The following is an 18,031-nucleotide window of genomic DNA, read 5'->3' on the forward strand; positions in this document are numbered from 1 at the left end:
TTGGGCGAATAGCGTTCTTATGCCGTATTTGCTGGGCTTTTCCAGTCTGGCTGATTTTATTCAGCGTCTGCCTGGCCTGGGCTAAGCATTTTTTTGAAAGGGTGATCAGCGCTGAGAAGGACCGATCTTGAGTGTTGTCATACAAGTTGGAGGCGTGACGATGAGATTTCCCACGCCCGCTGGTGATACGATCAGTCAGCCTGTTTTCGAGGAACCCGGCGATGCCGCAAGACACCGACGCGCCCCTGCGCAAGCGTACCCATAACCTGGCCCATGACCTGGTGGCGAAGCTGAGCCAGAGCATCTTGCTGGGGCAGTTGAAGCCGGGCGAGAAGTTGCCATCGGAAGGTGCCATCGTGCAGGCCCATGGCGTCAGCCGGACGGTGGTGCGCGAGGCGATTTCCAAATTGCAGGCTTCGGGGCTGGTGGAGACCCGCCACGGCATCGGTACCTTTGTGCTGGCGCAGACCGGCGAGCCTGGGCTGCGGCTCAATGTCGACACTGCGGCGGGTGTGCGGGCCATCCTGGAACTGCGCCTGGGCCTGGAAACCCAGGCAGTCGCCCTGGCGGCCCAGCGCCGCAGCGAACGCCAGTTGCAGCAGATGCGCCAGGCCTTGGATGACTATCAGCGCTTGTCCAGCAACAACGACAGCTGTGTCGAAGCCGACCGGCGTTTCCATTTGCTTATCGCCGAAGCCACGGACAACGCCTGTTTTGTCGAAATCATGCAGCATCTGGGCAGTGCGATGATCCCCAGGACGCGAGTGAATGTGGCCGAACGCGGCCAGGCTGACCTGAGCAAACTGGCGCAACTGGCCAACCTGGAGCACGAGGCGATCTTCAACGCCATCAAGCGCCAGGACCCGGACGCCGCCCGCGCCGCCATGTGGTTGCACCTGACCAACAGCCGCGATCGGTTCGGCGCGGGTACCTGAAGGCTCATCGTCGCTTGACCTGTCGCTATCGCGAGCAGGCTCGCTCCCACAGGAGAGTTCTTGGGTGTTCACAGACGCAGTGTCCGCCACAGATCCAGTGTGGGAGCCAAGCTTGCTCGCGATGACGGCGGCACATTCAACATCTCCGCAAGCTGACCCAGCGCTATCGCGAGCAAGCTAGGCTCCCACAGGGATTTGTGGTGAATGCAAGGTCAGTGAACACTGGAGATCCACTGTGGGAGCGAGCCTGCTCGCGATGAGGCCGGCAGCCCACGCTCAAAACCGGCGGGCAAAAAAAACCGGCGCAACCGAGATTGCGCCGGTGGTGGTGCCAGCGGTCGTGCGGATATTCGTGGGTCCGCACAACCACCGTTGAACCTGTGTCGGTTACGCCCGCTCCAGCGCCAGGGCCACGCCTTGGCCGCCGCCGATGCACAGTGTCGCGAGGCCTTTCTTGGCGTCGCGCTTGATCATTTCATGCAGCAGCGACACCAGGACCCGGCATCCCGATGCACCGATAGGGTGGCCCAGGGCGATGGCGCCGCCATTGACGTTGACCTTGTCCATGTCCCATTTCAATTCCCGGGCCACGGCCAGCGACTGGGCGGCGAAGGCTTCGTTGGCTTCGACCAGGTCCAGTTGCTCCAGCGACCAGCCGGCCTTGTCCAGGCAGCGGCGGGTGGCCGAAACCGGGCCAATGCCCATGATCGCCGGGTCGACGCCAGCATTGGCATAGGCGCTGATCTTTGCCAGCACGGGCAGGCCCAGGGCCTTGGCTTTTTCCGCGCTCATCAGGATCACCGCGGCAGCGCCATCGTTCAGCGACGAAGCGTTGCCGGCGGTGACGCTGCCGTCCTTCTTGAAGGCAGGCTTGAGCTTGCCCAGGGATTCGGCGGTGGTGCCGGCGCGTGGTTGTTCGTCGGTGGCGAACGCCACGGGATCGCCTTTGCGCTGGGGAATAAGGATCGGCGTGATCTCATCGGCGAACCGACCGCCCTCGATGGCGGCCACGGCCTTCTGTTGGGAAGCGGCGGCGAAAGCGTCCTGCTCCTCACGGCTGATGCCGTACTTGTCCACCAGGTTCTCGGCGGTGATGCCCATGTGGTAGTCGTTGAAGGCATCCCACAAACCGTCGGTGATCATGCTGTCGATCATCTTCGCGTGGCCCATGCGCAGGCCGGTGCGGGCGGCCGGCAGTACGTAGGGGGCCAGGCTCATGTTCTCCATGCCGCCGGCGATGATGACCTCTGCGTCGCCACAGCGGATCGCCTGGGCGCCCAGGTGCAACGCCTTGAGGCCCGAACCGCAGACCTTGTTCAGGGTCAGCGCCGGCACCGCGTGGGGCAGGCCGGCGAGGATCGACGCCTGGCGCGCCGGGTTCTGTCCCGAGCCTGCGGTCAGCACCTGGCCGAGGATCACTTCATCGACCTGCTCGCCGGACAGGCCGGTTTGCTCCAGCAGGCGCCGAATCACCGCGGCACCGAGTTCCGGTGCGGGGATGGAAGCCAACGAACCCTGGAAACTGCCGATGGCGGTACGGGTAGCGGCGACAATCACGACTTCTTGCATCGAATCTCTCCTCACTGGGCAGCGAACTGCATTTCAGGCACATGGTCCGGCACGATCAATTTGCCGGCGGTCTTGGCGACGATTTCCTCGACGCTGACGCCCGGGGCACGTTCTTTCAGGATGAAGGCGCCGTCCTGGATTTCCAGGTAGGCCAGGTCGGTCAGCACGCGCTTGATGCAACCGGCGCCCGTCAGCGGCAGGCTGCAACGTGGCAGCAGTTTCGACTCGCCGTCCTTGGACGCGTGGGTCATGGTAACGATGATGTTCTCGGCGCCGGCCACCAGGTCCATCGCGCCGCCCATGCCCTTGACCAGCTTGCCGGGGATCATCCACGAGGCAATGTTGCCTTCCACATCCACTTCGAACGCGCCGAGCACGGTCAGGTCGATGTGGCCGCCACGGATCATGGCAAACGATTCGGCCGAAGAGAAGATCGACGCGCCGATGCGCGCGGTGACGGTCTGCTTGCCGGCGTTGATCATGTCGGCGTCGACTTCGGCTTCGGTGGGAAACGCGCCCATGCCAAGCAAGCCGTTTTCCGATTGCAGCATGACTTCCATGCCTTCGGGGATGTAGTTGGCGACCAGGGTCGGAATGCCGATGCCCAGGTTCACGTAGTAGCCGTCCTGCATTTCGCGGGCGACGCGCTGAGCCATTTGTTCGCGGGAAAGTGCCATGTTGTTATTCCTTCATTCGGGCCGGGGGCAGGGGATCACTTACGCACGGTGCGCTGTTCGATGCGCTTCTCGAACGTGCCGCAAATGACCCGGTCGACGTAGATGCCAGGGGTGTGGATCTGTGTCGGGTCCAGCTCGCCGGGTTCGACGATTTCTTCGACTTCCACCACGGTGATCTTGCCCGCCGTGGCGGCCAGCGGGTTGAAGTTCTGGGCGGTGTGGCGATAGATCACGTTGCCGAAATGGTCGGCTTTCCAGCCTTTGACGATGGCGAAATCGCCGGTGATGGATTCTTCCATCAGGTACTGGCGGCCATGGAATTCACGCACTTCCTTGCCTTCGGCCACTGGCGTGCCGACGCCGGTGGCGGTGAAGAAGGCCGGGATGCCGGCGCCACCGGCGCGCATTTTTTCGGCGAGGGTGCCTTGGGGGGTGAGTACGACTTCGATTTCGCCGCTCAGCAGTTGCTTCTCGAAGAGGGCGTTTTCGCCCACGTAGGAGGCCACCACCTTGCGGATCTGCCGGTCTTCCAGCAGCACGCCGAGGCCGAAACCGTCGACGCCACAGTTGTTGGAGACCACGGTGAGGTCGCGGATGCCCTTGCGCTTGATCTCGGCGATCAGGTTTTCCGGGATACCGCAGAGGCCGAAGCCGCCGGCGATGACGGTCATGCCGTCCTTCAAGCCTTCCAGCGCCTCTTCATAGGAACTCACGCGTTTGTCGAAACCTGCCATAGACACCTCTTTTATTCTTGATGGGGTCGCAATGAGATGCAGTGTTGCGCCAACTCATATATTTGTTAAGTTGATTTTTAGATTGGATTGATTGATAAAACTCAATAGTTCTCCCTTCGACACAACCGGACACCGAGCGCCCATGACCCTTAAGCAAGTCCGCGCCTTCCTCGCCGTGGCCCAGAGCCTGAGTTTCGCCGTGGCTTGCGAGCGATTGCATCTGTCCCAGTCAGCCCTGAGCCTGACCATCAAGGCCTTGGAAGAAGGCCTGGGCGGACGCTTGTTCAGTCGCAATACCCGTAACGTCGCACTGACCCCTGAAGGCGAATCCTTGTTGCCCCTGGCCCGGCGGCTGATCGCCGACTGGGACAATGCCGAGGACGAAATGCGCCAGCGCTTCACCTTGCAGCGTGGTCGCGTGACGTTGGCGGCGATGCCGTCGTTTGCCGGCAACCTGTTGCCACCGATCCTCAAGACCTTCCGCGCCCGTTATCCGAATGTCAACGTCACGGTCAACGATGTGATCAATGAACAGGTGCTGGAAATGGTCCGTGACCGGCATGTCGAATTGGGTGTGGCGTTCGAACCGATGCAGGGTTCGTCATTGGCGTTCACGCCCTTGTATCTCGATCGCTTCGTCGCGGTGGTGCCGCTGGATTCACCGCTGGCCCAGTTGCGTGAAATCCACTGGCAGACCTTGCTGGAACAGCCGTTTATCACCTTGCAACGGCCATCCACCGTGCGTGTGATGCTGGAAGAACATCTGCGGGCTCGGGGCATGAAGCTGCCCGTGGAGTTCGAGAGCCATCAACTGGCGACCGTCGGGCGGATGGTCGCCAGCGGGTTGGGAGTCAGTGCGGTACCAGCGTTGTGCGTCGGCCAGATGCACGAGTTGGGCGCCCGTTGCATCACCTTGAGCGATCCGGTGATCGAACGGGCCATCGGGGTGCTGACCAAGCCGGGGCATGAATTGTCGGCGGCGGCGCAGGCGTTGTTCGATACGCTCAGGGATCAGGACTCGGCGCAGATTGACTGACTCCTGGGGGAGCGAGCCTGCTCGCGATGCGGTGGCACATTCAACATAGATGCACGCTGAAATACCGCTATCGCGAGCAGGCTCGCTCCCACAGTGGATTTGGGGTGTTCGCTAGAACGGGTGGTGTGCCAGCAACGGCAACAACTGTTCACACGGTTCTTCAAGCTTGAGATCCAGCAACTCATCAGCCCGGGTCCTGCCCCGGTTGATCGCCAGCAGCGGCTTGCCCTGGTCCTTGATCGCCCGGCACAGGCGAAACGCCGACCAGGCCATCAACGACGAGCCCACCACCAGCAGGCCTTCCGCTTCCTCGACGGCCCGGGTGGCGCGCGCGGCGGTGGCGGCGGCAACGTTCTCGCCGAAAAACACCACGTCGGGTTTCAACCGCTCGCCGCCGCAGTGTGGGCAGATGGGTACCTGGAAGCGCGCCTCGAACGCCGGGTCCAGCAGGGTGTCGCCGTCCGGAGCCTGCACTGCATCGACTCCGGCCAGATAGGGATTTTGCGCTTCCATCAACAATTGGATCTGCTGCCGTTCGCTGCGCTGCTCACAATCCAGGCAGAGCACACGGTGCAGGCTGCCGTGGAGTTCGATCACGTCCTGGCTGCCGGCCTGGTCGTGCAATGTGTCGACGTTCTGGGTGATCAGACCACTGATGCGCTGTTCGGCCTGTAGCGCCGCCAAGGCCTCGTGGGCTGCATTCGGCCGTGCTTGTCGCACCCGTGGCCAGCCCAGCATTGCCCGCGCCCAATAGCGTCGCCGCGCCTCGGGTTTGGCGAGGAACTCCTGGTACATCATGGGTTGTCGACCCCGGCGTACACCGTCGCTGTCGCGGTAATCGGGGATGCCCGACGGTGTGCTGATACCGGCGCCAGTGAGGACCAGGAAATGGCGCCCGGCCATGTGCTCTCGCAACTGATCGATCGGTTCACGGTGAAGATCGTCGGGCATGTGGTTGTCTCCGCTGGCCTGGAACCGTTGAGGTTAGCACTGCGGTTGTCCAGGGAAAGCGCGCTGACGCCTTTCGTCGCTCAGCGCGACGGTTGCTTCAAACTTTCCCCGGCCCGGCGACATCCACTTCTATGTGCGGTACCTCAGAATCGTCGCGCTGCGATGCAGTGGCGACCACGGCTAAGGAGAAGGGAATGGCAACGCCAAAAGAGAACCTGCTGGACTGGCTCAACGATGCCCATGCCATGGAGCAACAAGCGGAAAAAATGCTCAAGGCCCAAGCGGAACGCCTCGAACATTATCCAGCGCTCAAGGCCCGGATCGAGGAGCACTTGCAAGAAACCCTCGGCCAGCAAAAGTTGGTGGAGCAATGCATAAAGCGCCTGGGCGGGAGTACCTCGACGCTCAAGGATCTGGCCGCCAAGCTCATGGCCTTCGGCCAGGCGGTCGGTGGCATGACGATGAGTGACGAAGTGGTCAAGGGCGCCATGAGTGGCTATGTGTTCGAGAACCTGGAAATAGCCTCCTACACCGTGCTGATCGAGGCAGCGAAAGTGGCCGGCGATGTGGAAACACAACGGGCCTGCGAACAGATCCTGCCCCAGGAAATCGCCATGGCCGAGTGGTTGCGCGAACACCTGCCGCAGATCACCCAGGCGTTCCTCGAACGCTCGGCCAGTCCGCATACCGAGGCTAAGCGCTGAGCATGAAAGAGCATCCGGACGCTTATTTGCGGACACCTGGGGCGCCGCCGAAAAAGGAGAAATACGAGCGAACCACCGGTGAAGTACGCGCCATCAATCGTCAGAGTGCGATGGTGGGCGTGTATGTGGACCAGGAGGATGGCCATACCGTTTTCGAGCTGAGTTCGGCCAATGACATCGATATTGGTGATGTCATCGCGTGGGACAGCGGCACCGCCCTGGGCACACAGCCCTATCACAACTTGACCAAGGGTTGGACCGCTGACGTCTATGTAGCGAATCACGGTGTGGCGGCGGCAAATCTGGAGGTGCAGTTGCTGGCGGGGTCCTCTTGAACGCAACGTCGATCCATTCAGGAGAAAGACATGAGCGAATTAAAGTGTGGCTGTCCCGATTGTCATTGTGATGTCGATCCACGGCGGGTCTTCAATCACGACGGCGAGGCTTATTGCAGCCAGGCCTGCGCCGAACAGCACCCCAACGGCGAACCGTGTCCGGCACCGGACTGCCATTGCGAGCGTAGCGGCAAAGTCGGTGAGCGCGATATCACTGACAATCAACTGGATGATGCACTGGAGGAAACCTTTCCGGCGAGCGATCCGATTTCACCCTGAGCATTCTTGAATCCGGGTCTCGGCGACAGGGGATCCGGACACCGCAAGCCGGTCAGTGTGGTGGTGCAGAACAACACCGGCAGCCCGCGAGTTTTGGCTTCCTGGAACGGCGCGAGGCCAGGGTGACGAGACCGGTGCAATGGGGTGCTGGCGGCACCCGGCCTTTGGCGGACAGCGTGGAAAGACACGCACTGTTTTTTCCGTGGAACCATGTGGGGTTTTCGTTGGATGAAGTTTTAGTGTTAAGGCTGTTAATCGGTCGCCGCTTGTTTAATAGCCTGTTGCAATAACTATCAAGGGTTCGGTGCAAATAGAAGTAGTGACCATTCGTCGCCGTTTGACACGTTCCCTTAAAACCTTGGTGGCGCCATGTTTTCCGAATAAGACGAGTCAGCGAGACTCGTTGATATCAACTAAACGAGGTGAATGAAATGGCTAACACAGGTAATAACAACCCTGGCAATTTCGCTAACGATCGTGAGAAGGCATCGGAAGCCGGGAAAAAGGGCGGCCAAGCATCAGGAGGCAATTTTGCCAACAATCCTGAGCGCGCTTCCGAGGCTGGACGCAAGGGTGGCCAGGCCTCTGGCGGCAATTTTGCCAACGACCCGCAGCGCGCCGCAGAAGCCGGACGCAAAGGCGGGCAAGCCTCGGGGGGGAACTTTGCCAACGACCCTGAGCGGGCTTCTGAAGCCGGCCGAAAAGGTGGCCAGGCCTCGGGTGGCAACTTTGCCAACGACCGGGAAAAAGCCTCCGAAGCCGGCAGGAAAGGCGGCGAAAACAGCCGCGGTGGCGCTCGTAATTCCTAATGTTTCGTAGTCTCGCAGGTCCCGTGCGATTGGGCTGGGACCTGTTTCGGCGGTGATATTAAGTCGGGTATTCCTGCCCGACTTCGCTGATGGATTTATTGTTTGAAAAATAAGTGCGTGTGCTTGCGTTGCAATAAGCCACTCGTCTTCTGTTTTGAATAAAAACTAAATTATATTCATTTAATTTCTTCAGACTTTCATGGGCCTGCCGTCGGCAGTGTTCTCATGCCGTGTACCTGAACGAGGAGTTCAATCATGTTTCTACATAACAAACGATTGCAGTACACCGTGCGTGTCGCTGAGCCCAATCCCGGACTCGCCAACCTGTTGCTCGAGCAGTTCGGCGGGGCCCAAGGGGAATTGGCGGCGGCATCGCGTTATTTCACCCAGGCCTTGTCCGAGGACGATCCAGGTCGCAAGGATTTGCTGATGGACATTGCCACCGAAGAGCTCAGTCATCTGGAGGTGATCGGTTCGATCATCGTGATGCTGAACAAGGGTGCCAAGGGCAGAATGGCTGAAGGCGTGGAGAAGGAGGGGCAGTTGTACCGGGACATCAACGGTGCCGGTAATGACTCGCACATCACCAGCCTCTTGTATGGCGCCGGCTCGCCGCTGACCAACTCCGCCGGTGTGCCCTGGACTGCCGCCTATGTCGACACCATCGGCGAACCAACGGCGGACATGCGCTCGAACATTGCTGCTGAGGCCCGGGCGAAAATCATCTATGAACGGTTGATGAACCTCACCGATGATCCTGGAGTAAAAGAAGCGCTCGGCTTTTTGATGACCCGTGAAATCGCGCATCAGTTGTCGTTCGAAAAAGCCTTGCACTCGATCCAGCCCAATTTTCCGCAAGGCAAATTGCCGGGTATGCCGGAATTCAGTCATGTGTATTTCAACATGTCCCAGGGCGAACCTACCGTGCGTGGTCCATGGAACCAGGGCGATGACTGGGAGTTCGTGGAGAATCCAACGCCAGCGGTGGACGGTGGCGATGGACTGGCCAGCGTTCAGTTGAGTAAAAAAGACGAAGCGCTGTTGATGGACATGAAGGCGCGGACCATGTCCAACCCCGATAGCGACCCCACCACCGGCGCCGACTTGGGTTCAGGAATGCAAGGTGACAAACTGTAGGAAACCGGCGAGGGGGCCCGGCTCCCTCGCCTGAGAATTCTGTTTGACCGCTCAACCAGTTAAGGACTTTCAATGGACCAGCCCACTTCCCGGATCCGATCACCCTGGCGTACCTGGCTGGATCCTGTGCAAAACAATCTGGTGCTAGGGGTAACCTTCTGGCTGGGGTTGGCGTTGGTTGCCGCGTTGTTGCTCTACAGCGGCTACAACGCACTGGTTGGGGCTGATCGGCAAAACCTGGGGTATGCGGTACTGGGCGGCACGTCCGGCTTCGCCGCCACCGCATTGGGGGCTGTGATGGCGGTGGTATTGCGGGATATCTCCTCCCGTACCCAGGACATCATGCTGGGGTTCGCCGCGGGCATGATGCTCGCCGCCAGTTCCTTCTCACTGATTTTGCCGGGGATCGAGGCGGCACAGGTCATTTGCGGTAATCAGTTGCTTGCCGCGTTTGTCGTCGTGGTGGGATTGGGGCTGGGCGTCGCCTTGATGATCGGCCTCGACCGTTTCGTCCCCCACGAGCACGAGTTGAGTGGCCGGCGCGGTCCGCAAGTCGAACGCATCAATCGTGTCTGGTTGTTCGTACTCGCCATCACCTTGCATAACTTGCCAGAAGGTATGGCCATCGGCGTCAGTTTTGCCGACGGCGATTTCAAGGTCGGTCTGCCCTTGACCACCGCCATTGCCATCCAGGACATTCCCGAAGGCCTCGCCATTGCCATGGCGCTGCGGGTCACCGGCATCAGTACCTTGCGTGCCGCGCTGATTGCCGTGGGCTCGGGGTTGATGGAGCCTTTGGGGTCGGTGATTGGCCTGGGCATGTCTTCGGGTGTGGCCGTGGCCTATCCCATCAGCCTGGGCCTGGCGGCCGGGGCGATGATCTTCGTGGTGTCCCACGAAGTGATTCCCGAAACCCACCGCAACGGCCATGAAACACCGGCCACCTTGGGGTTGATGATGGGGTTTGCGGTGATGATGTTTCTAGACACGGCGTTGGGTTGAAGGCCAGCCAAATACCTGCTGGATTACATCCTGTGGGAGCGAGCAAGCTCGCTCCCACATTGGTTTTGTGTGTCTACCCCGGATCCCTGTTTCTCGCGACCTATACTCAACCGGTAGATGACCTGAACCCGGAGTAGCGCGACTGTGCTGCGTGCGCTGATGTTGGCCATTGTGCTCGTTCTGGCGGGGTGCGCCACGCCACAGCGCGGTCAACAGGCGGCCACGGTAGCCATTTCCCAGGACACTTGGCGACAGGTTGACCAGCAGATCATCGCGGCTTCGAAAAGCGCTATCGAACAGGCAGCCCTCTACGCTCGCGGGTCGATGGAGCATTGGCGTGTGCTGGTCTATGAACGCACCGAGGCTCAATTCATCCCTTGGTTCAGCAGCTACTGGACTCAGGAATGGCTGGCGGTGAAGGTCAGTTGGTATGCCGCCAGTGCCAAGGGCGAGGAGGATTCCTCAGCCAGGCGTCTGGCGGTTTACCTGCAAGAGCAATATCGCGAGCAGGTGCTGGAACCCGTGGCGATGGAAATTGATCCCGAGGCGATCAGGGCCGCCGCGACGGACTACTACATTCGCCAGCTCAATCAACAGGTCCAGGTTGTCGCCCAGCGGCATCGAATCCCGAACGAACTGATGAATCGGCGCCTGCACGGTATTCCTGCTATCAACCTGGGGCCGCCGGCGGCGCGTAACGCTTCGTTGTACGAGGTGATTCATGCCGAACCGCTGAACACACTGCCGGCTTATGCGGCCCTGATCGATCACGTCAACAAGGCCGCTGCCACAGGTGCCGGGCCATCAGAGGCGGTGATCGCAACGGTGGCGCAACGCACCAGCGAAAAAATCGAGGCGCAATTTGCCACGCGAGGCGCGACTGGCGCGGCGGCGGCCGTGGCAGGGAAAGCGGCCGGGGCATTGATTTCGGTGGGCGTGGCGGGTATTCGCGCGATCATTCACGAGGGCGAGCGGCCGGAAATGGAGGCGCAGATCCGCAAAAGCCTGAGCGCTGCGTTCGATGAGGCGTGGTTCAAGTCACTCAAGCATCCCCTCAGCGGGGTAATGGCACCGGTGTATTACCTGGACGAAGAAATAGAAGGCAGCCTGGTGGAGGCGGACCTGGCCAATCGAGCGGTGGCATTGCCAGACATCAAGCCGTGATGGGCCAGCTCATTCTGAGCCAAGGGTGACGCGACAACCTTTGCGATGGCGGATCTGCTCGTCCGATGGGCGCTCCTTGATGAATTCGAAGCGCGGCTCGCCTTCGCTGTAGATCACCAGCCAGCCCCATTCCAGCTCGCTTTCATCCTGCCCGGGCTTGGGTGGCGAGGCCCACCAGGGTTCTTTTTGCATGATCTGTCGCATCGTCTACTCCTGCCGATTGATCCTTTGAACTATAGACCGCTCGATTCGACGACAAGCGCCCATGAAAACGCCCACACCCTGTGGGAGCAAGGCTTGCCCGCGAAGCAGGCGACTCGGTTCCAGATAGACCATGTCATCTTCATCGCGGGCAAGCCTTGCTCCCACAAAGTCTGCACCCACAGCTCCCTTGCTACAGGGTTGTGTGCCTGAAGCTTGATAATCAGTGTGCTCTGATCCCGCCTACCAGCGTCTAGCGTCTGTATCCCCGCACTCGAACGGGGAATGACTGGACCCCGCGCATATGCAAGTACTGTTGAACGAGATCCTTGATGCGGTTCGCCCCCTGATTGGTCAGGGAAAGGTGGCCGACTATATCCCGGCCCTGGGCACTGTGGCGCCCAACCAGTTGGGTATTGCCGTGTATGGCAACGACGGCGAGATGTATTGCGCTGGCGACGCCGAAACAGCGTTTTCGGTGCAGAGTATTTCCAAGGTGTTCAGCCTGGTGCAGGCCATCGGGCATTCCGGCGAAGCGATCTGGGAACGCCTGGGCCATGAGCCATCCGGCCAACCTTTCAACTCCCTGGTGCAACTGGAATTCGAACGCGGTCGGCCGCGCAACCCGTTCATCAACGCTGGCGCCTTGGTTATCTGCGATATCAACCAGTCGCGTTTCGCCGCGCCGGCGCTGTCGATGCGCGATTTCGTACGGCGGCTGTCGGGCAACCCGCAGGTGATGGTGGATGGCAAGGTCGCCGAGTCGGAATACCAGCACCGCGCCCGGAACGCGGCAATGGCGTACCTGATGCAATCGTTCGGTAACTTCGAGAACGACGTGGAAGCGGTGTTGCGCAGTTATTTCAGCCACTGTGCCCTGCGGATGAGTTGCATCGACCTGGCACGGGCTTTCTGCTTCCTGGCCAACGATGGGTTCTGCAAGCACAGCGGCGAACAGATTCTCAGCGCTCGGCAGACCCAGCAGGTCAACTCCATCATGGCCACCAGCGGCTTGTACGATGAGGCCGGCAATTTCGCTTATCGCGTCGGCTTGCCGGGCAAGAGCGGTGTTGGCGGCGGGATTGTCGCGGTGGTACCGGGGCGGTTCACGGTGTGCGTGTGGTCGCCGGAACTCAACGCCGCCGGTAACTCCCTGGCCGGCATGGCGGCGCTGGAGTTGATGAGCCAGCGGATCGGCTGGTCAGTGTTCTAGGCATCACGAAAAAGGGCCCGCTCCTGGTTGAGGAGCGGGCCCTGTTTCATTCATGTGCAATCAGCAGAGGCGGTCGATGACTCGCACTTGCGAGGTGTTCTGCATCGACTCCCAGGCCTGGGTCAGCGTCTGCAGGACGCGTCCCATGAAGTCCTTGTCCGCGGCGGCCTTCTTGCCGACGTAACCCTGGCCGCGACGGTACATCTTCAGCCGGGCACACAGGTCTTGTGTGTTCTTATCGAACTCGTCTTCCTGGGTATAGGGAGACAGGCAGTCCATATGCACCTGGCCAGTCTTGCTGATCCACAGGATATGGCTGTCGAGAGTGTCCTTGTGCGCTGCGAACATGCGAGCCAGTTCATCAATAGATGGTTGATTATTCAGATTCATGTGTAAGCCCCTTGACCATTTGGTTGATCTGTCTGGTGGTTCGCAAAAACTTCGCTTCTCGGTAAGTGGCACCTGATACCGAAACCAGGTCGTCAGCATTCGTCCGTCGAACTTCGGCGGGGTCATGCATCGGTTGTGTAGTGTTTATCGAAGGGCCGCTACGCAAATGCGCTACAACGAAGAGAAACAGCGAAGAATCTTCAGCCAGTGTCAACTTTCGAGGGTCGACCACGTGCGTCATGAGGATCTTCGCCGACGTTTCTCGTCCTTGTTACCGGACGGTCATGCCAGGTCAGCACCTTCAATCTGCCTTGTGGGCAGTCCCTTATCCAAAAAACAGCTCGGCGGTCAGACGAGCTTGCTCAAACAGTTGCCTGTACTCCCGATCGGGGAGACGTCTGCATCATGCAAGGGCAAATCGGAGGCGTCAACGGTTTTGTAGTGATTATTTTTGGTCACTACATATTGTCGGACAAAATGGTTTTGTTATGAGAATTCTGGCTCAGGGCAGATATCCCTGTGGGAGCGAGCCTGCTCGCGATGACGGTGTACCAGTCGATATCCAAGGTGATTCAAGTAACGCTATCGCGAGCAGGCTCGCTCCCACAGGGCGACGCGGTGAACACGTATTCATCAGGTCGCTTTGGCTTTAGTCGCCTTGCGCGGTGCGCCGCCTGTCTTGCGCTTGGCTGGCTTGCGCTTGTTCTTCCACGGCGTTGCGCCGCGCCCGGCGGGGCTGGCCGGGCCGTTGATGGTCAGGCTCATGCCCTGGCAGCGGGCGACATGCTTGCTCATCCAGGCGGCTTGCCGGGTCACGAATTCTTCCAGGCTCATTTCCCCGCTTTGCACCATGTCCAGCGCCTGTTCCCAGATGGCGGTGGTGCCCGGGTCGGCGATGGCCCGGGGCACGGCGTCGATCAGGCTGAACGCCGCCGGGGTCGCGGACAAGGCCTTGCCGTTTTTCACCAGGTAACCGCGGTCGAGCAGCCCCTGGATGATCGAGGCCCGGGTCGCTTCGGTGCCGATGCCGGTGGTGTCCTTGAGCTTTTGCTTGAGCAGCGGATCCTCCACCAGTTTGGCGACGTTCTTCATTGCCTTGATCAAGTCGCCTTCGGTGAAGGGCTTGGGGGGGTGGGTCCACAGGTCCTTGGGTTTCACCTCATCCACCGCGCAATCGCGACCTTCGGCCAATGCCGGCAGGGTTTGCGGTGCCGGTGCTTCACGGCCCCGTGCAGGCGCCAGCGCTTCGGGCAGGGCGCGTTTCCAGCCGGGTTCGACGATCTGCTTGCCCACGGCACGCAGCGCCTGGCCGGCACAGTCGAAGTCGGCCTGGGTCCGGTCGTATTCGTGGTTGGGCAGGAACTGCGCCAGGTAGCGCGCGCGAATCAGCGTATAGACCGCTCGCTGTTTGCCGGCGAGCTTGTCGAGGTTCTTGGCGGCGGCGGTGGGAATGATGCCGTGGTGAGCACTGACCTTGGCGTCGTTCCAGGCCCGGGACTTGCGCTGCGGCTGCAGGTGCTCGCGCAGCGGCGCCAGGCTCGGGTCGGCCTGGGCGAGGGCGGCCAGGATGGCCGGCGCTTCACTGTGCTGGCTCAAGGGCAGGAAACCGCAATCGCTGCGCGGGTAGGTGATGAGCTTGTAGGTCTCGTAGAGCGACTGGGCAATGTCCAGGGTTTCCTGGGCACCCAGGCCAAGTTTCTTCGAGCAGACCTCCTGTAGCGTGCCCAGGTCGAAGGGCAACGGTGCCGCTTCGCGCAGGCGCTCGGTACATACCTTCAGCGTCCGGGCGGTGGCGGCGTTGCTCATGGCATGAGCGGCGTCCCGGGCCAGGGCCTGGTTCAGGCAGCGCTCCTGGTCGTCGCAGGCATCCGGATCGGCGCGCCACTGGGCGATGAATGCCGTACCTTCGTGGCTCAGTTGCACGTCGATGGCCCAATAGGCGACCGGCACGAAGTCGGCGATGCTGCGGTCGCGGTCCACCACCAGCCGCAGCGTCGGGGTCTGCACGCGCCCTACCGGCAACACACCCTGGTAGCCGGACTGGCGCCCCAGCAGGGTGAACAGGCGACTCATGTTCATGCCGATCAGCCAGTCGGCCCGGGAACGGCCCAGGGCCGAGTGATACAGGTTGAAGGTTTCGATGCCCGGCTTGAGTGCGGCCAGGGCCTTGCGGATCGACGCTTCGTCCAGGGCCGACAGCCAGAGCCGCCGGATTGGCCCGCGATAGCGGCAATGCTCCACCAGCTCCCGGGCGATCATTTCGCCTTCACGGTCGGCGTCGGTGGCGATCACCAACTCCTTCGCTTCTCCCAACAGGCGCTTGACCGCCTTGTACTGGCTGGCGGTTTTCGGCTTGACGGTCATTTTCCATTGCGCGGGCACGATGGGCAGGTCGGCCAGGACCCAGCGCTTGTAGCGGGCATCGTAGGCATCGGGCGGGGCGGTTTCCAGCAGATGGCCGATGCACCAGGTGACCGTGACGCCGGGGCCCAGCCAGCAACCGTCGCCACGGCGCGTGGCGCCGAGTACAGCGGCGATGTCCTTGGCCTGGGACGGTTTTTCACACAGGTACAGCTGCATAGCACCCTTTTTCCTGAGCAGATTTCATGGGGCTGTAGCATGGTCATGGATGCGCGCCAGGGCAAGTTTTATCTGTATGGATATACAGATAAAAACGTTGCGCTGCGTTGCCAAGAGGGCTGGCGTGACATTCGGCGGCCAGTTGGCACGCAGAATGAATTTCTCGCAGGGGCATCGCTCATAACTTCAGGGCGGTTGATCCCGCAAAGAAGGTTTATGAGGTCAAGGAGAGTCACTTTCATGAATTCGATGCCAAATGGCAATGGCCAGGCGACTACACGTTTGATTCTCGTCGTGGAAGACGATCCCACGATCCTGGAGTTCCTCTGCGAGATCCTGGAGGAGGAAGGGTTCGTCGTGGAGCCTCGGGAAAGCGCCGATGCGGCGCTGACGTTCCTCGAAGAGAGCGCCCACTACGTGGACCTGCTGCTCACCGACATCACCATGCCCGGCAGGATCGACGGCGCGGACCTGGCCAACCTGACCGGAGACCGCTGGCCGCAGATACCGTTGCTGATCATGTCCGGTTACGAGACGCCGGAAAGCGCTGGAATCAAGCACCACGCATCGTTCATTGCCAAGCCCTGGGCCCTTGGACAGATGCTGGACCTGGTGGAAAGCACGGTGAAAAATCATTCCATCAACTGATTGATTCCAGAGGATGAAGGCGGCCGAGCACGTTTGGGTTGCAAGCGGCGATGGCCTCTATGACAATGCGAGTCATTATCAGTCGCGAATTATTCCATTGCCATGCCCGCCAACGATCTGTCCCTACGCAGTGCTGTCGACGTTCTGTACAGTGATCATCACAGTTGGCTCCAGGGCTGGTTGCGCAAGCGCCTGGGCAATACGTTCGATGCCGCCGACCTGACCCAGGATACGTTTGTGCGGGTCATCAAGGCGCGCACCGCGCTGGATATCCGCGAGCCGCGACCGTACCTGTCGATGATCGCCAAAGGGCTGCTGATCGACCTGTTTCGCCGCCGCTCGCTGGAACAATCCTACCTCGAAGCATTGGCGGCCATGCCGCAAGAGCAGCACCCGTCACTGGAAGAACAGGCGATCCTGCTCCAGGCCCTGATGGAGATCGACCGCCTGCTCCTGGGGCTGGGGCCGCGCGTCAGGCAGGCGTTCATCCTGTCGCAGTTCGATGGCCTGACGTACCCGCAGATTGCCGAGCGCCTGGGCGTCAGCGTCCGCACGGTCAACAACCACATGGCCAAGGCCATGGAACATTGCTGCCTGATGCAGATTCAATTGCAGCTTTCATGAACCTGCCCGCCGAAGAGTTGCAAGCCATCCGTGTGGCAGCGCGCTGGTACGCCCGGCTTCATTCCGGCATTGCGACCGACGCGGACCGGGCCGATTGGCGCGCCTGGCTGGCTGCCGATCCGTTGCACGGCCAGGCCTGGCAGCGCATGGCCGCGGTGGCCGAGCAGATGGCGAGTGTGCCGGGCGCCCTCGCGGCGCCGACCTTGAGCGACACCCACCAGCGATCCCGCCGTCAGGTGTTGCGCAGCGCCTTGCTGCTGACGTCCGCCGGTGGCCTGGGCTGGCTGGGCTGGCACAGCCAGGCGACCCAGAACCTGTTTTGCGATCACCGCACCGCGGTGGGCGAGCGTCGCGAGTTCCAGCTGGCCGATGGCAGCACGGTCCTGCTCAACACCGACACCTCGATCAATGTGCGTTTCGATGGACAGCAGCGGCGCCTGGAGCTGTTGCGGGGTGAGATCCTCGTGACGACGGCGTTCGATCCCTGGCGACGTCCATTCAAGGTGGTCACTGGGCCGACCGAAGTGCTTGCGCTGGGCACGCGGTTTATCGTCCGTAGCCAGGCGGGGGGCGGCGAAGTGGCGGTGCTTGAGAAAGCGGTCGAGGTAAGCCTGCTGGCGACTGGTTCAAGGATGCGGGTCGAAGCCGGCCAGCGCCTGGATTTCAATGAGCGTTCGTTGGGGGCGCTGCGTGGCAACGATGTGTCGGTCGGTGCCTGGCAGAAGGGCAGCATCATCGCCATTGACCGTCCCCTGGCGGCGCTGCTGGATGAACTGTCGCGCTACCGTCCCGGTGTGCTGCGCTGGGACCCGGCGATTGGCGACTTGAAGGTTTCCGGTGTATTTCCCGTCGATAACACCGATCTCGCCCTGGCGGCGCTGGAAAGCGGTTTTTCGCTGCGGGTGACCCGCTACAGCCGATTCTGGGTCCAGGTGTCCGGTGGCGATCGGCGCTAATGCCGCGTAATAAAAAAACCAGTCCCTGCACTTTTCATCCTCATCGTTCGGCTCTTCCTCAGTGAGTTTTTATCGACCGTTTGGGGG

General features: G+C 61.0%; 20 protein-coding genes. 13 read left to right on the forward strand and 7 right to left on the reverse strand.

Annotated elements, in window-relative coordinates; all coding sequences use genetic code 11:
- Window positions 1–221: 221 nt before the first annotated feature.
- Window positions 222–935 (forward strand): FadR/GntR family transcriptional regulator, encoded by a 714-nt coding sequence (locus DTP52_RS02815; protein ID WP_109751743.1) that lies wholly within the window; start codon window positions 222–224, stop codon window positions 933–935.
- Window positions 936–1,322: 387 nt separating this feature from the next.
- On the opposite strand, the gene DTP52_RS02820 is transcribed toward DTP52_RS02815, so the two are convergent.
- The 3 genes from DTP52_RS02820 to DTP52_RS02830 are packed head-to-tail and all read right to left on the reverse strand — an operon-like array spanning window position 1,323 to window position 3,915.
- Complete coding sequence (locus DTP52_RS02820; protein WP_109751744.1) at window positions 1,323–2,504, reverse strand: acetyl-CoA C-acetyltransferase; 1,182 nt, start codon at window positions 2,502–2,504, stop codon at window positions 1,323–1,325.
- 11 nt (window positions 2,505–2,515) lie between these two features.
- Window positions 2,516–3,181, reverse strand: coding sequence for a CoA transferase subunit B (locus DTP52_RS02825; RefSeq protein ID WP_003180355.1), 666 nt, complete (start codon window positions 3,179–3,181; stop codon window positions 2,516–2,518).
- A 35-nt stretch (window positions 3,182–3,216) separates the two neighbouring features.
- The gene (locus tag DTP52_RS02830) at window positions 3,217–3,915 is read right to left on the reverse strand and encodes a CoA transferase subunit A (protein WP_003200117.1); all 699 of its coding nucleotides are present in this window, start codon (window positions 3,913–3,915) and stop codon (window positions 3,217–3,219) included.
- 142 nt (window positions 3,916–4,057) lie between these two features.
- Here DTP52_RS02830 and DTP52_RS02835 point away from each other — a divergent pair, with 142 nt between their 5' ends.
- Entirely contained in the window at window positions 4,058–4,951 is an 894-nt protein-coding gene (locus tag DTP52_RS02835) for a LysR family transcriptional regulator (RefSeq protein WP_109751745.1), read from the forward strand.
- 111 nt (window positions 4,952–5,062) lie between these two features.
- Here the strand turns inward: DTP52_RS02835 and DTP52_RS02840 are convergent, their stop codons facing one another.
- Window positions 5,063–5,902 carry an NAD-dependent protein deacetylase gene (locus DTP52_RS02840; RefSeq protein ID WP_109751746.1) on the reverse strand — a complete coding sequence of 280 codons (840 nt, stop codon included), beginning with the start codon at window positions 5,900–5,902 and terminating at the stop codon, window positions 5,063–5,065.
- 194 nt (window positions 5,903–6,096) lie between these two features.
- Between DTP52_RS02840 and DTP52_RS02845 the strand changes: the two genes are divergently transcribed.
- The 7 genes from DTP52_RS02845 (at window position 6,097) to DTP52_RS02875 (ending at window position 11,332) form a co-directional block, all read left to right on the forward strand.
- The gene (locus DTP52_RS02845) at window positions 6,097–6,606 is read left to right on the forward strand and encodes a ferritin-like domain-containing protein (protein WP_109751747.1); all 510 of its coding nucleotides are present in this window, start codon (window positions 6,097–6,099) and stop codon (window positions 6,604–6,606) included.
- A gap of 2 nt (window positions 6,607–6,608) precedes the next feature.
- On the forward strand, window positions 6,609–6,941 hold the full coding sequence (locus DTP52_RS02850) for a hypothetical protein (protein WP_178082447.1): 333 nt from the start codon (window positions 6,609–6,611) through the stop codon (window positions 6,939–6,941).
- A 30-nt stretch (window positions 6,942–6,971) separates the two neighbouring features.
- Window positions 6,972–7,220 (forward strand): metallothionein, encoded by a 249-nt coding sequence (locus tag DTP52_RS02855; protein ID WP_109751748.1) that lies wholly within the window; start codon window positions 6,972–6,974, stop codon window positions 7,218–7,220.
- 431 nt (window positions 7,221–7,651) lie between these two features.
- Window positions 7,652–8,029, forward strand: a complete 378-nt coding sequence (locus DTP52_RS02860; protein WP_109751749.1) for a general stress protein — start codon at window positions 7,652–7,654, stop codon at window positions 8,027–8,029.
- A gap of 255 nt (window positions 8,030–8,284) precedes the next feature.
- Window positions 8,285–9,166: a manganese catalase family protein gene (locus tag DTP52_RS02865; protein WP_109751750.1), complete on the forward strand. Its 882-nt coding sequence runs from the start codon at window positions 8,285–8,287 to the stop codon at window positions 9,164–9,166.
- 72 nt (window positions 9,167–9,238) lie between these two features.
- Window positions 9,239–10,168, forward strand: coding sequence for a ZIP family metal transporter (locus DTP52_RS02870; protein WP_109751751.1), 930 nt, complete (start codon window positions 9,239–9,241; stop codon window positions 10,166–10,168).
- Window positions 10,169–10,312: 144 nt separating this feature from the next.
- The gene (locus DTP52_RS02875; RefSeq protein ID WP_109751752.1) at window positions 10,313–11,332 is read left to right on the forward strand and encodes a hypothetical protein; all 1,020 of its coding nucleotides are present in this window, start codon (window positions 10,313–10,315) and stop codon (window positions 11,330–11,332) included.
- Between the two features lie 9 nt (window positions 11,333–11,341).
- Here DTP52_RS02875 and DTP52_RS02880 read toward each other — a convergent pair whose 3' ends face one another.
- Window positions 11,342–11,536, reverse strand: coding sequence for a hypothetical protein (locus DTP52_RS02880; protein ID WP_058545342.1), 195 nt, complete (start codon window positions 11,534–11,536; stop codon window positions 11,342–11,344).
- 301 nt (window positions 11,537–11,837) lie between these two features.
- Between DTP52_RS02880 and glsB the strand changes: the two genes are divergently transcribed.
- Window positions 11,838–12,746, forward strand: coding sequence for a glutaminase B (gene glsB / locus DTP52_RS02890; RefSeq protein ID WP_109751753.1), 909 nt, complete (start codon window positions 11,838–11,840; stop codon window positions 12,744–12,746).
- A 60-nt stretch (window positions 12,747–12,806) separates the two neighbouring features.
- Here glsB and DTP52_RS02895 read toward each other — a convergent pair whose 3' ends face one another.
- Window positions 12,807–13,136 carry a hypothetical protein gene (locus DTP52_RS02895; protein WP_109751754.1) on the reverse strand — a complete coding sequence of 110 codons (330 nt, stop codon included), beginning with the start codon at window positions 13,134–13,136 and terminating at the stop codon, window positions 12,807–12,809.
- A gap of 633 nt (window positions 13,137–13,769) precedes the next feature.
- Window positions 13,770–15,716: a DNA topoisomerase III gene (locus DTP52_RS02900; RefSeq protein ID WP_109751755.1), complete on the reverse strand. Its 1,947-nt coding sequence runs from the start codon at window positions 15,714–15,716 to the stop codon at window positions 13,770–13,772.
- A 240-nt stretch (window positions 15,717–15,956) separates the two neighbouring features.
- Here DTP52_RS02900 and DTP52_RS02905 point away from each other — a divergent pair, with 240 nt between their 5' ends.
- From DTP52_RS02905 to DTP52_RS02915, 3 genes are all read left to right on the forward strand, one after another.
- Window positions 15,957–16,364, forward strand: a complete 408-nt coding sequence (locus DTP52_RS02905) for a response regulator (protein ID WP_109751756.1) — start codon at window positions 15,957–15,959, stop codon at window positions 16,362–16,364.
- Between the two features lie 102 nt (window positions 16,365–16,466).
- On the forward strand, window positions 16,467–16,988 hold the full coding sequence (locus tag DTP52_RS02910) for a sigma-70 family RNA polymerase sigma factor (RefSeq protein ID WP_053123338.1): 522 nt from the start codon (window positions 16,467–16,469) through the stop codon (window positions 16,986–16,988).
- Complete coding sequence (locus DTP52_RS02915; protein WP_109751757.1) at window positions 16,985–17,944, forward strand: FecR domain-containing protein; 960 nt, start codon at window positions 16,985–16,987, stop codon at window positions 17,942–17,944. The genes DTP52_RS02910 and DTP52_RS02915 overlap by 4 nt, the downstream gene beginning before the upstream one ends.
- The last annotated feature ends 87 nt before the right edge of the window (window positions 17,945–18,031 follow it).

The sequence above is a fragment of the Pseudomonas sp. 43mfcvi1.1 genome (genome assembly GCF_900115935.1).
GTDB lineage: Bacteria > Pseudomonadota > Gammaproteobacteria > Pseudomonadales > Pseudomonadaceae > Aquipseudomonas > Aquipseudomonas bijieensis.